This is a genomic window from Dyella agri, from assembly GCF_044904705.1.
Taxonomy (GTDB): domain Bacteria; phylum Pseudomonadota; class Gammaproteobacteria; order Xanthomonadales; family Rhodanobacteraceae; genus Rhodanobacter_A; species Rhodanobacter_A agri.
Genome location: NZ_JADIKL010000006.1, coordinates 83,233 through 95,486 on the forward strand (window position 1 = coordinate 83,233; position 12,254 = coordinate 95,486).

The 12,254-nt window shown below is 64.1% G+C and carries 11 protein-coding genes; 9 read left to right on the forward strand and 2 right to left on the reverse strand.

What is annotated here, in order from left to right; translation table 11 throughout:
• Window positions 1–162: 162 nt before the first annotated feature.
• The 9 genes from dnaA (at window position 163) to ISP14_RS12130 (ending at window position 10,625) form a co-directional block, all read left to right on the forward strand.
• The gene (gene dnaA, locus ISP14_RS12090) at window positions 163–1,506 is read left to right on the forward strand and encodes a chromosomal replication initiator protein DnaA (protein WP_404540107.1); all 1,344 of its coding nucleotides are present in this window, start codon (window positions 163–165) and stop codon (window positions 1,504–1,506) included.
• Window positions 1,507–1,758: 252 nt separating this feature from the next.
• Window positions 1,759–2,859, forward strand: a complete 1,101-nt coding sequence (gene dnaN, locus ISP14_RS12095) for a DNA polymerase III subunit beta (RefSeq protein ID WP_404540110.1) — start codon at window positions 1,759–1,761, stop codon at window positions 2,857–2,859.
• Between the two features lie 92 nt (window positions 2,860–2,951).
• The gene (gene recF / locus ISP14_RS12100) at window positions 2,952–4,031 is read left to right on the forward strand and encodes a DNA replication/repair protein RecF (protein ID WP_404540113.1); all 1,080 of its coding nucleotides are present in this window, start codon (window positions 2,952–2,954) and stop codon (window positions 4,029–4,031) included.
• A gap of 74 nt (window positions 4,032–4,105) precedes the next feature.
• Window positions 4,106–6,535, forward strand: coding sequence for a DNA topoisomerase (ATP-hydrolyzing) subunit B (gene gyrB / locus ISP14_RS12105; RefSeq protein WP_404540117.1), 2,430 nt, complete (start codon window positions 4,106–4,108; stop codon window positions 6,533–6,535).
• Between the two features lie 305 nt (window positions 6,536–6,840).
• The gene (locus ISP14_RS12110; protein ID WP_404540120.1) at window positions 6,841–8,124 is read left to right on the forward strand and encodes a tetratricopeptide repeat protein; all 1,284 of its coding nucleotides are present in this window, start codon (window positions 6,841–6,843) and stop codon (window positions 8,122–8,124) included.
• Window positions 8,125–8,314: 190 nt separating this feature from the next.
• Complete coding sequence (locus ISP14_RS12115; RefSeq protein WP_404540123.1) at window positions 8,315–8,974, forward strand: energy transducer TonB; 660 nt, start codon at window positions 8,315–8,317, stop codon at window positions 8,972–8,974.
• A gap of 50 nt (window positions 8,975–9,024) precedes the next feature.
• Window positions 9,025–9,771, forward strand: a complete 747-nt coding sequence (locus ISP14_RS12120) for a MotA/TolQ/ExbB proton channel family protein (protein ID WP_404540126.1) — start codon at window positions 9,025–9,027, stop codon at window positions 9,769–9,771.
• 11 nt (window positions 9,772–9,782) lie between these two features.
• Window positions 9,783–10,208, forward strand: coding sequence for an ExbD/TolR family protein (locus tag ISP14_RS12125; RefSeq protein WP_404540129.1), 426 nt, complete (start codon window positions 9,783–9,785; stop codon window positions 10,206–10,208).
• A gap of 6 nt (window positions 10,209–10,214) precedes the next feature.
• The gene (locus ISP14_RS12130) at window positions 10,215–10,625 is read left to right on the forward strand and encodes an ExbD/TolR family protein (RefSeq protein ID WP_404540131.1); all 411 of its coding nucleotides are present in this window, start codon (window positions 10,215–10,217) and stop codon (window positions 10,623–10,625) included.
• Window positions 10,626–10,747: 122 nt separating this feature from the next.
• Here ISP14_RS12130 and ISP14_RS12135 read toward each other — a convergent pair whose 3' ends face one another.
• The gene (locus ISP14_RS12135) at window positions 10,748–11,491 is read right to left on the reverse strand and encodes a pyridoxine 5'-phosphate synthase (protein WP_404540133.1); all 744 of its coding nucleotides are present in this window, start codon (window positions 11,489–11,491) and stop codon (window positions 10,748–10,750) included.
• 51 nt (window positions 11,492–11,542) lie between these two features.
• Window positions 11,543–12,187 (reverse strand): 4'-phosphopantetheinyl transferase family protein, encoded by a 645-nt coding sequence (locus tag ISP14_RS12140; RefSeq protein ID WP_404540136.1) that lies wholly within the window; start codon window positions 12,185–12,187, stop codon window positions 11,543–11,545.
• Between the last annotated feature and the right edge of the window lie 67 nt (window positions 12,188–12,254).

Consider the following 12,254-nt stretch of genomic DNA (forward strand, 5'->3'; position numbering starts at 1 on the left):
GTGGCGCACTGTCAAATCGGCGCCGTTTCCGAGCTGGATCGCCGCTGCGCGGTTTGTGGATATCCGTGTGGACAGTCCGTGGATCGGCAGGCCTGAGCGTGCTGCTAGACTAGTCCGTCCACCCCGCGCGCAAGCGCCCCTGCCTGTGGACGAGAAACATTCATGAGTGAGTTGTGGCGGCGCTGTCTGGAGCGTCTGGAAGGCGAATTGAGCGCCGAGGATCTGCATACCTGGCTGATGCCGCTGCAGGCCCGCGAGGACGGGACGGGGCTGGCCTTGTTCGCCCCCAACCCGTACACGCTGGACACGGTGCGCGACCGTTACCTGCCCACGATCACCACGTTGATCGGCCAACTCGCCGGCCATGCGCTGCCGGTGCGGCTGGAAGTGGGCTCCAGCGCGCCGCGCGCCGCTGCCAAGCCCGCCGCGGCGCCGCGCGCCAGCGCGGTGGCCGAGCCGCCGGCCGCTGTGCCCGCGCCGGCTTTCAGCCACAACCTTGACCCGCACTACACCTTCGAGACCTTCGTCGAGGGCAAGTCCAACCAGCTTGGCAAGGCCGCCGCGATGCAGGTGGCGCAGAACCCGGGCCGGGCCTACAACCCGTTGCTCCTGTATGGCGGCACCGGCCTCGGCAAGACCCACCTGATGCACGCGGCCGGCAACCTGATGCGGCAGAACAATCCCGCCTGCAAGGTGCTGTACCTGCGCTCGGAGCAGTTCGTGGGCGCGATGATCGAGGCGCTGCGCACCAAGAGCATGGACCAGTTCAAGCAGCGCTTCCGCTCGGTGGACGCACTGCTGATCGACGATATCCAGTTCTTCGCCGGCAAGGACACCACCCAGGAAGAGTTTTTCCACACCTTCAACGCGTTGTTCGAATCCAAACAGCAGATCATCCTGACCTGCGACCGCTACCCCAAGGAAGTGGACAAGCTGGAGCCGCGGCTGAAGTCGCGCCTGGGCTGGGGCCTCTCGGTGGCGATCGAGCCGCCGGATTTCGAGACGCGCGCGGCGATCCTGCTGTCCAAGGCGCACGACAAGGGCGTCGCGGTGGACGAGCACGTGGCGATGCTGCTGGCCAAGCGCATCCGCTCCAACGTACGCGACCTCGAGGGCGCGCTGAACACGCTGGCGGCGCGGGCGAACTTCTACGGCAAGCCGATCACCGCCGACTTCGCCGAGGAAACCTTGCGCGACCTGCTGGCTACCCACGCCCAGGCCGTGACGGTGCCGAATATCCAGAAGATCACCGCCGAGTACTTCAACGTGCGCCTGCAGGACCTGCTCTCCAAGCGGCGCGTGCGTTCGCTCGCACGGCCGCGGCAAATCGCGATGGCGCTGTCCAAGGAACTCACCGACCACAGCCTGCCCGAGATCGGCGAAGCATTCGGCGGTCGGGACCACACCACCGTGCTGCATGCCTGCCGCACGATCAAGAAGTTGTGCGAAGCCGACGCACGCATGCGCCAAGACTGGGAGCAGCTGATCCGTACCCTTACCGGTTGAGTTTTTGGCCCGGCATAGGCACAAGTTCTTGATAAGCTGGGTGGGATGCTGTGGATAATGCGTGGATGAAAAACGTGGTGAAGTTATCCACAATTCACCCACTTCGAAGACACCGCTTTCCGCACACCCAGATTTGCGTGCAAGCAATTGATTTAAAACAAGTAAACGGCAAGAAAAACTTATCCACGCCGTCTACAACCACTACCAACTTTCTTTCAAAGACAGAACAGCAGGCATAGGGGACGCGCAGATATGCAATTCAGCATCCAACGAGAAGCTCTGCTCAAGCCATTGCAGCAAGTCGTGGGCGTGGTGGAACGTCGCCAGACCCTGCCGGTGCTTGCCAACCTGCTGGTCAAGGTTGCCGACGGACAGTTGTCGCTCACCGGTACCGACCTGGAAGTCGAGATGATCGCCACAACGGCGGCCGACAAGCTCGCCGATGGCGAAGTCACCATCCCCGCCAGGAAGTTCTTCGACATCGTGCGCGCTCTGCCGGACGGCGCGGGTATCGAACTCAAGCTCAACGGTGACCGCGTAGCCCTCAACGCCGGCCGCAGCCGGTTCACCCTGACCACCTTGCCTGCCAGCGAATTTCCCACCATCGACTCGATCGAGCTGGTGGAAAACGTCAGCCTGCCGGAAGAGGCCTTGCGCGACCTGATGGAGCGCACTGCGTTCGCGATGGCGAACCAGGACGTGCGCTACTACTTGAACGGCATGCTGCTCGATCTGCAGGAGCACAGCCTGCGGTGTGTGGCCACCGACGGGCATCGCCTCGCCATGAAGGAAACCAGCCTCGCCACTTCGGTGAAGGCACGCCGGCAGATCATCATTCCGCGCAAAGGCGTCAACGAGCTGATCGGCTTGCTGGAACCGGGCGAGGGCGAGGTGGAGCTCGAATTCGGCCGTAACCATCTGCGTGTGCGTCGTGGTGGCGTCACCTTCACCTCCAAGCTGATCGATGGCCGTTTCCCCGACTACGAGGCGGTGATTCCGCTTGGCGCCGACAAGACCGCAGTGCTGGATCGCGAAGTGCTTCGTGGCGCCTTGCAGCGTGCGGCGATCCTCTCCAATGAGAAGTACCGCGGCGTGAAGCTCGAGCTGTCGCCCGGCAAGTTGCGCATCGTGGCGCACAACCCCGAGCAGGAAGAGGCCGTGGAGGAAGTCGAGGCCGACACCCACGTCTCCGATCTCGCCGTGGGTTTCAACGTGGGCTACCTGCTGGATGCGCTCTCCGCGCTGCGCGGTGAACAGGCTCGACTGAGCCTTCGCGATGCCCAGTCCAGCTGCCTCGTGCAGGAACACGACGGCGAACAGGCTCGCCACGTGATCATGCCCTTGCGCCTCTGACGCATGCCCAACGGCAAGCGTTACAGCTGCATCGAACAACGCCGGAGTCGTCGCGAGACACTCCGGCGTTGTTGCGTTGGGAAGTGCCGGGCATGAGGCTGGATCGGCTGCGCATCCAGGGATTGCGTTGCCTGCACGAGGTAGACCTCGCGCTTGCACCGGGCATCAATGTCTTTATCGGCGCCAACGGCGCGGGCAAGACCAGCGTACTGGAGGCGGTCTTCCTGCTTTCGCATGCGCGCTCGTTCCGTAGCGGTGCCCGGGAAGCCTTGCTGGCGCGTAGCGCATCCCGCTTGTCCGTATTCGCTGAGCTGCGGCAGGCGAACGATCGCCTGCTTCGCCTAGGCCTGGGTCGTGAGGGCGCGCGGTGGGAGGCACGTATTGAAGGCGAGGGCGCGAGTCTGGGACAGCTGATCGCCGAATGTGCGGTGACCTGTTTCGAACCGGGTTCCCACGCTTTGATAGCGGGGGCTGCCGAGGAGCGTCGTCGATTTCTCGATTGGGGTGTGTTCCACGTGGAACACGGTTTTCTGGACATCTGGCGCCGCTATCAACGCGCGCTGAAACAACGTAACAGTCTGCTACGGGCAGGAATGGAGCAGGGGTCGCCCTTGTACGGCCCTTGGGAGACTGAGCTGTCGGCGCTCGCGGGTTGGATTGATAGCCAACGCCGGAATTACCTGGAACGTCTGCGTCCCAGCTTGCACGCCTGCGTTGCTGCGTTGTTGCCTGAGCTGGGTGCGCCCGAGCTGCGTTATCGCAGGGGGTGGGCCGACGACAGGGATCTGCATGAGCAACTGGAGGCGCAACGCGGTCGCGACTTGGGCCGCGGCCACACAAGCCTCGGGGCGCATCGTGCCGACTGGTCGCTGGCTTTTGAGCATGCGCCTCAGCGGGAACATCTCTCCCGCGGGCAGGAAAAGCTCGCCGCGCTGGGCTGCATGCTGGCGCAGGCACGGTTGTATGCGGACCACCATGGCGATTGGCCCGTCATCTGTCTCGACGACCTGGCCTCTGAGCTGGACGAAGCTCACCAGGCTTCGGTGATCGCGCAACTCACGGAAAGTGGAGCCCAGGTACTGGTGACCGGTACCTGCTTGCCCGAGCCATTGCGGGGGCTGCCGCACCGCATGTTCCACGTGGAACAGGGGCAGCTGACGCCCCTGCTATAATCGAGGATTCACCGCAGCACGGCATCTTGCAACGCTATGCCGCGCCTGCCGCAGGCACAGGAACCGGTAGCCGCATGAACGAACCCACCAACGAATCGCATTACGACTCCAGCAACATCAAGGTGCTGAAAGGCCTGGAAGCGGTCCGCAAGCGCCCCGGCATGTACATCGGTGACACCGATGACGGCACCGGCCTGCATCACATGGTGTTCGAGGTGGTCGACAACGCGATTGACGAGGCGTTGGCGGGCTACTGTGACCATGTCATCGTGACCATCCTCGAGGATGGTTCGGTCAGCGTCAGCGACAATGGCCGCGGTATCCCGGTGGACATCCACCCTGAAGAGGGTCGCTCCACCGCCGAGGTGGTGATGACGGTGCTGCACGCAGGCGGCAAGTTCGACGCGAACTCCTACAAGGTGTCCGGCGGCCTGCACGGCGTGGGCGTATCGGTGGTGAACGCGCTCAGCGAGCACCTGTGGCTGACGATCTATCGCGACGGTCAGGAACACCAGCAGGAATATTCGCTGGGCGAGCCGTTGTACGCGTTGAAGGTCGCAGGCCCGTCGGATCGGCGCGGAACCGTCGTGCGCTTCCTGCCCAGCCCGCAGACCTTCACGCACATCGAGTTCCATTACGACATCCTGGCCAAGCGCCTGCGCGAACTGGCCTTCCTCAATTCCGGCGTCACCATCGAGCTGCGCGATGAGCGTGGGGAAGGGCGCCACGACACCTTCGCCTACGAGGGCGGCATCAAGTCGTTCGTGCAGCATCTCGCCCAGCTGAAAACCGCGCTGCATCCGAACGTGATCAGCCTCAGCGCCCAGCAGGACGGCATCAGCATCGAGTTGGCGATGCAGTGGACCGACTCGTACAACGAGACGATGTTCTGCTTCACCAACAACATCCCGCAGCGCGACGGCGGTACCCATCTCACCGGCTTTCGCGCTGCGCTGACGCGCTCGCTGCAGGGCTATATCGAGAAAGAAAACCTGGCGAAGAACGCCAAGGTCACGCTGTCCGGCGACGACATGCGCGAGGGTTTGATCGCGGTGCTGTCGGTGAAGGTGCCCGACCCGAAGTTCTCCTCGCAGACCAAGGACAAGCTGGTTTCCTCCGAGGTGAAGACCGCGGTGGAGCAGGCCGTCAACGAGAAGCTGGGCGAGTTCCTGCTGGAGCACCCGAACGAGGCCAAGGCCATCGCTTCCAAGGTGGTCGATGCCGCCCGCGCCCGCGAAGCTGCGCGCAAGGCCCGCGAGATGACCCGCCGCAAGGGCGCGCTGGACATCGCCGGCCTGCCGGGCAAGCTGGCCGACTGCCAGGAGAAGGATCCCGCGCTGTGCGAGCTGTTCCTGGTCGAGGGTGACTCGGCAGGCGGTTCGGCCAAGCAGGGCCGCAATCGCAAGACGCAGGCAGTGCTGCCGTTGAAGGGCAAGATCCTCAACGTCGAGAAGGCCCGCTTCGACAAGATGCTGTCCTCCGCCGAAGTCGGCACGCTGATCACCGCGCTTGGCACCGGCATCGGCAAGGAGGATTACAACCCGGACAAGCTGCGCTACCACCACATCATCATCATGACCGATGCGGACGTGGACGGTTCGCACATCCGCACCTTGCTGCTGACCTTCTTCTACCGTCAGATGCCCGAACTGATCGAGCGCGGCCACGTCTACATCGGCCTGCCGCCGCTGTACAAGCTGAAGCAGGGCAAGCAGGAGCTGTACCTGAAGGACGATGCGGCGCTCAACGCGTATCTGATTTCCAGCGCGGTGGACAACGCCGAGCTGGTGGCCGATCCGGCCGCGCCCGCGATCACCGGCGCGGTACTGGAGAAGCTGCTGCGCGACTACCAGACCGCGCTGGACCAGATCGAACGCCTCGGCCACCGTTTCGATACCAGCGTGTTGTCGGCGCTGCTGGAGCACGCGCCAGTCACACCGGAACTGTGGGCCGATCAGGCCGCCATGCAGGCCTGGCTGGACTGCATCACCCACCGGCTCGCGGCCAGCGGCTTGGGCAAGCCGCGCTACCGGCTGTCGCTGCGCCCCGCGCAGGGCGAGCAGCCGGCGGCGATCGAGGTGGTGCGCGACCAGCACGGTCTCAGCCATACCTTGCTGCTGCCGCAGCCGTTCTTCGCCGGGGCCGAGTTCCGCCCGATCCTGCACGTCAGCCAGCAACTCGCCGGCTTGGTCCAGGCCGAGGCGGTGGTTCGCCGCGGCAATGGCTCGCGTGGCGTCACCAGCTTCGCCGACGTGCGCAGCTGGCTGCTGGACGAGGCCAAGAAGGGTCGCACCATCCAGCGCTTCAAGGGTCTCGGCGAAATGAACCCGGAGCAGCTGTGGGAGACCACGGTGAACCCGGAAACCCGCCGCATGCTGCAGGTCGGCATCGAGGATGCGTTTGCCGCCGACCAGATGTTCTCGATGCTGATGGGCGAGGCAGTTGAACCGCGGCGCGATTTCATCGAAGCAAACGCGCTGAAAGTAGCCAATCTCGACATCTGAATTCCCCGCACGGCAGGCCTTCGGTCTGTCGTGCGGTTGCTTGCGGCGATGTCATCTAATGCATTAACTCATTAATACATGACGCAGTGCGGCAGCTTTGCCTGGGCCGGCGATTGGACGATTTGCCGTGACCAGCCGCCCGAAATGACGCCAATTCGACCGCGTATGGGCTACCCTCACGCAACTCATTGATCTCGCAAGTGCTTTTTTGCCGCGTTGCGACTTGTCATTCACACATTGGACAGGGTAGTCTCAACGATCCCCTGCGCACGATGCATTGCGTAAAACCCGAAACGAGGATGGTCATGAAGCACACGCCCCTGTTCACGATGCTGGCCGGCGCCGCGCTGGCGTTCACCATCGCCGCAGCGCCCGTCCATGCAGCTGACTCGTCGAAGAAGCAATCCTCGGAATACCCCAACACCACGCGCGCCGAGCCGAAACTGGATCTGAAGAGCGAAAAGGACCAGAAGGCGCTGCAGGACGCCGGGGAGGCGTTCAACAACGGCGACATGGCCAAGGCCGCGCAGTTGCTGCAGCCGGTCATCGACAAGAGCGACAGCAAATACGCCAAGGCGTATGCGCAGTACTTGATGGGCAACATCACCTTCAAGAACGGCGACACAAAGGGCGCGATCGCACAGTTCAAGAGTTCGCTGGACAACGGCGTATTGCCGAACGACACCTATTTCAACGAGATGTTTACCTTGGCCCAGGTGCTCGCTGCCGACGAGCAGTACCAGGCCTCGCTGGATACCGTCGCCAAGTGGCGCGACCAAGGCAAGAAAGAAACCGCTGACTCCTACGGCGTGCAGGGCCTGGACGACTACAACCTCCAGAAGTATCCGGAGGCGATCGCAGCGATCCAGAAGGCCAAGTCGCTCACCGACAAGCCGCAGAATTCCTGGAACCAGATTCTGATGGCCAGCTACGCCGATTCCGGCCAAGGTGCCGACGCGGCCAAGATGGCCCAATCCGAATACGAGAAGAACCCCACCGACAGCGGCCTGATGCACAACGCCGGCGCCATCCTGCTGCAGCAGCAGGACTATGCCGGTGCGATCAAGGTGCTGGAAGAAGGCCGCACCAACGGCGCCATGAAGGACGAGGCCGACTGGATTCTGCTGGTCAAGGCCTACCTGCTGCAGGCGCAGAACGGCGGCGATACCAAGGCTGGCGGCGCGAAGGCGCTGGCCGTCTTCGACGACGGCACGGCCAAGGGGGTGATCAAGCCCAGCGCCGCCAACTACAAGCTGGCCGGCGATGCCGCGATGATCGGCGAGAATGACGCCAAGGCGATCGGCTACTACCAGAAGGGCGCGGGGCTGGCCAGCGACGGCGAGCTCGACGTGGCCCTCGGCAAGGTCTACTTCCAGGACCAGAAATTCGCCGAAGCGAAGAAGTACCTCACGCAGGGCCTCGGCAAGGGTGTCCAGCACAAGGGACAGGCCTATATGGTGCTGGCCGAGGCGGATCGCGAGATGAAGGACAAGCCCGGCGCGATCACCGCGATGATGGAAGCTGCCAAGGATCCGGATACGGCGGCCAAGGCCAAGGAATGGCTGCGTAAGGCTGGCGTGGGCAAGTGATTTGCTAAGGAATTGTGTGGCAGATGGACGTCCATCCGGCTGCCATGCGAGCGCTATACAAAAGCCAGACGCTGTTGTACCGTTGAAACTTCCCTGCGTAACTCCATCGGCGCGTTCCGTCCATATGCCAGACGGGACTTGCCGGACCGGCGGTGACGCTTTCTCCGTTCCCAGCTCCAGATAGTGACAGATGGCCTCAAGTATCCACGACACTGAGCGCGACACGTTCAGTTGGAAGCGCACCTGGGCGTTGGCATTCGCCATCGGCCTGCATGCCTTCGCGTTTCTCGTGCTGCTCGCGCCGATGGCGCCGCCCAGCCAGAAGCACGAAAAGAAAGAGCAGATCGTGCAGGTGAACTTCATCGAGCCGCCGCCGCCGCCGCCGCCACCGCCGCCGCCGCCGCCGGAACCGCCGAAGCAGCCGCCGCCGAAGATCATCAAGCAGGTGATTCCGCCGCCGACTCCGCCGCCGCCGGCCCCGCCGCCGCCGGTGACCGAGGTGTCGCAGAACGCGACTCCTGCCGCGCCGCCGGCCCCGCCTGCGCCGCCTGCACCGCCGGCAGATATCGCTGCAGGTTCGGATCTGTCTTATGGCAGCCGACCGAATCCCCGGTATCCGCCACAGGCCATCCGCCAGCGCCATGAAGGCACGGTGACCCTGCTGATCCTAGTGGGCGTCGATGGTGTACCGAAGGACATCAAGGTCGACAAGTCCAGCGGATACCACGAGCTTGATCGCGCGGCGATCGAAGCGGCACAGAAGTGGCGCTTCAATCCTGAAATCAAGAACGGCAAGAAGGTGGAAGGCTACGCACGCGTTCCGATCACCTTCAACCTCAACAACCTGTAATCCTCGTTACAGCCTCTACAGTTCACGCTTGACTTCCCAAGGGTAGCGTTATGTTCCTACAGACTCCTGCACCGACCGATGCCGCCCAAGTGGCGGGCAATTCCAACGCCGAAGCCATGAAGCAGATGGGCTTCGCCAACCTCGCCCAGGGCTTCGACTGGCTGGGTTGGGTGGTGTTCGTCACCCTGGTGGTGATGTCCTTCCTGTCCTGGTACTTCATCATCGCCAACACCATCCGCAACAGCATGGTGAAGGGCCGCGCCGATGGCGTCATCAACGGCTTCTGGAACAACCCGTCCACCCAGGACGCGATCCGCGAGCTGGAAAACCAGCCCAAGGGCGAACCGTTCTCGAAGATCGCGCTGGACGCCGCCTCGGCGGTGGCCCACCACCAGCAGGCCAACAAGGGTGGCCTGGCCGAGTCGCTGAGCCGTTCCGAGTTCGTCGACCGCGCGCTGCGCCAGGCCGTGGCCCGTGAGAGCCTGCGCCTCGAAGGCGGCCAGACCCTGCTCGCCACGGTGGGTTCGTCGGCTCCGTTCGTCGGTCTGCTCGGTACCGTGTGGGGCATCTACCACGCCCTGATCGGCATCGCCGCCAGCGGCAACGCTTCGATGACCGCCGTGGCCGGCCCGGTGGGCGAGGCGCTGATCATGACCGCGATCGGTCTGTTCACCGCTATCCCCGCGCTGCTCGCGTTCAACTTCTTCAACCGTTCGAACCGCGTCATCTTCGCTCGTTTCGACGAATTCGCGCACGACCTGCACGACTTCTTCGCGACTGGCTCGCGCGTCGAGTGAGGGTCTGATCCATGGCAATGAGCGTCGGAGGCAATACCGGCGGTCCGGTTTCGGAAATCAACGTCACGCCCCTGGCTGACGTGATGCTGGTGCTGCTGATCATCTTCATGATCACGGCGCCGCTGATGTCCCACCCGGTCACCGTCACGGTGCCGATCGCGAACCCCAAGAGCACCGAAGAGAAGGCGCCGGAAACCCCGCCGCTGGATCTGGCGATCAAGGACGACGGCTCGATGTACTTCCAGGACCACCAGGTCAGCGAGGCGGAATTGAAGTCCCAGCTGGCGGTGGCAGCGCAGAAGACACCGCAGCCCGAGCTGCAGATCCGTGCCGACAAGGCGATCCAGTGGAAGGACGTGTTCAAGGTCATCAGTGATGCGAAGGGCCAGGGCATGGTGCACGTCGGCTTCATGACTACCGAGCCGCCGAAGGAGTAAGCAACCATGGCCTTTTCCACCAAGTCCACGGGCGGCCCGATGGCGGACATCAACATCACGCCGCTGATCGACGTGATGCTGGTGCTGCTGATCATCTTCATGGTGACGGCGCCGATTCCGCTGGAGAAGATCAAGATCGATCTTCCGCAGCCGAATCCGGACCAGACCCCGCCGACGAACCCGCCCGAGCCGATCAATCTCAAGATCGACCAGAGCGGCGCGTTCTACTGGAACGACACGCCGGTCGACGAGCTGGGCCTCAAGGCACAGCTCGCGGTGATCGCCCAGCAGAGCAACCAGCCGGAAATCCAGATCAAGGCAGCCGATGCCACCGCCTACCAGTACGTCGCTACCGTGCTGGCAGACGCGAAGCAGTACAACCTGACCAAGATCGGATTCGCAGACAACGGGCAGTAAGCCCGCTGCTACCGGACAACAGCGTTACCCGCGACAACCCCCGCCCAGTGCGGGGGTTGTCGTTTGTGGGGCCAGAAAGTGTCTGGACGTCCATAAGGCCGGATGCATTCCGGCCGGCAAGCTCAGCGCAGTATCTGCAGATAGTTGCGCACCGTGGTCGCAAGGCCCTCGTACAGTGCCTCGCCAATCAAGGCATGGCCGATCGACACCTCGGCCAGTCCGGGGATCGCAGCCTTGAACGTGCCGAGGTTCGCCTGGCTGAGATCGTGCCCCGCATTCACCGCCAGTCCCGCCTGCTGCGCTTGCCGCGCGGTCGCGGCGCAGTCCGCGAGCACCGTATCGGGTTCGCCATCGGCGAAGGCCTCGGCATAGGGGCCGGTGTAGATCTCGATGCGCTGCACGCCGATCGCCCTCGCCGCCGCGAAATCCTGGCTGCCCGCGTCCACGAACAGGCTGACCCGGCAGCCGATGCTGTTGAGCTCGTCCACCAGCGGCCGCAAGCGATCCAGGTCGCGTGACAGATCGAAGCCGTGATCGGAAGTGATCTGGCCGTCACCGTCAGGCACCAGGGTCACCTGGGTGGGACGCACCTCCCGCGCGAGCGCGATCAGGCCAGGATAGGCACCACGCGGCGCAGCGAACGGATTGCCTTCGATGTTGTATTCCACCCGCCCGCGCAGCATCGCGGCCAGCGCACGCACATCGTCGGGGCGTACGTGGCGCAGGTCCGGCCGCGGATGCACGGTAATGCCGCCGCAGCCGTTCTCGATGCAGGTCTGTGCCGCGTGGCAGATGTCGGGCTCGTGGCCGCCGCGCGAATTGCGCAGCACGGCGATCTTGTTGAGGTTGACACTGAGCAAGGTCATGACGGGCGAATCGTGGCGTAGGGAACGGGAGGAAACGCAACACTGCGCCGATCAGCTCGCGTCGGCAAGCGCGAATCCACGGATGTGGCGCGGCGTGCCGCGCCAGGCCAGCGCGGCAAACGCATCGGCACCGACGCCGAGTCGATGCAGCTGCCATGCGCCTGGATCCTCGCCGTCGAGCCGTTGCAGTGAGAGGCCTGCAGCATCGCTGCGGATCGCCAGCCGGTCCAGTCCGAACGCGAGGCCGCGACCCAGCGCCTTCAGCACGGCTTCGCGCCCGGTCCACAGTTCGAGGAAGGCTGCGTGGCGCGCGTCCTCGTCCAAGGTGGCGAGCCAGGCAGCCTCGTCGGCGGTGAAGAAGCGCTGCGCGATCTCCAGCGCGCTGGCGCGCGTGCGGCGCAGCTCCAGGTCAATGCCGGGCACAAGCCCGCGGGCGACGGCCACCAGTGCCTGCTCGCCGCTGTGCGACCAGTTGAAATCCAGCGTGCCGCCGTGGGCCGGGTCCAGCGCGGGACGGCCGTGTTCGCCGGCCACCAAGCGTACCGCGGCTGGTTCGACATCGAGGTAGGTCGCGAGCAGGGCCAGCAGCGGTTTGCGTCCCGCGCCCTTGGCACGATGCAGGCGCCAGACGTGAATCTCGTCAGCGCGCAGAGGCTCTGCTACTTTCGTGGGCAGGAATCCGTCGAAGGCTTGCATGCGCGCATGCTGACGGACAGGCGCCGTTGCGCACAAGCGGGCGGTTCGCATCCTTGGAGTCACGGGA

Bases quoted from the DNA above. Each gene is read 5' to 3' on its own strand.
- gyrB (WP_404540117.1), top strand. From the start codon at position 4,106: ATGAACGAACCCACCAACGAATCGCATTACGACTCCAGCAACATCAAG.
- ISP14_RS12125 (WP_404540129.1), top strand. From the start codon at position 9,783: ATGGCAATGAGCGTCGGAGGCAATACCGGCGGTCCGGTTTCGGAAATC.
- ISP14_RS12115 (WP_404540123.1), top strand. From the start codon at position 8,315: ATGGCCTCAAGTATCCACGACACTGAGCGCGACACGTTCAGTTGGAAG.
- ISP14_RS12110 (WP_404540120.1), top strand. From the start codon at position 6,841: ATGAAGCACACGCCCCTGTTCACGATGCTGGCCGGCGCCGCGCTGGCG.
- dnaN (WP_404540110.1), top strand. From the start codon at position 1,759: ATGCAATTCAGCATCCAACGAGAAGCTCTGCTCAAGCCATTGCAGCAA.
- ISP14_RS12120 (WP_404540126.1), top strand. From the start codon at position 9,025: ATGTTCCTACAGACTCCTGCACCGACCGATGCCGCCCAAGTGGCGGGC.
- ISP14_RS12135 (WP_404540133.1), bottom strand. From the start codon at position 11,491: ATGACCTTGCTCAGTGTCAACCTCAACAAGATCGCCGTGCTGCGCAAT.
- dnaA (WP_404540107.1), top strand. From the start codon at position 163: ATGAGTGAGTTGTGGCGGCGCTGTCTGGAGCGTCTGGAAGGCGAATTG.
- ISP14_RS12140 (WP_404540136.1), bottom strand. From the start codon at position 12,187: ATGCAAGCCTTCGACGGATTCCTGCCCACGAAAGTAGCAGAGCCTCTG.
- ISP14_RS12130 (WP_404540131.1), top strand. From the start codon at position 10,215: ATGGCCTTTTCCACCAAGTCCACGGGCGGCCCGATGGCGGACATCAAC.
- recF (WP_404540113.1), top strand. From the start codon at position 2,952: ATGAGGCTGGATCGGCTGCGCATCCAGGGATTGCGTTGCCTGCACGAG.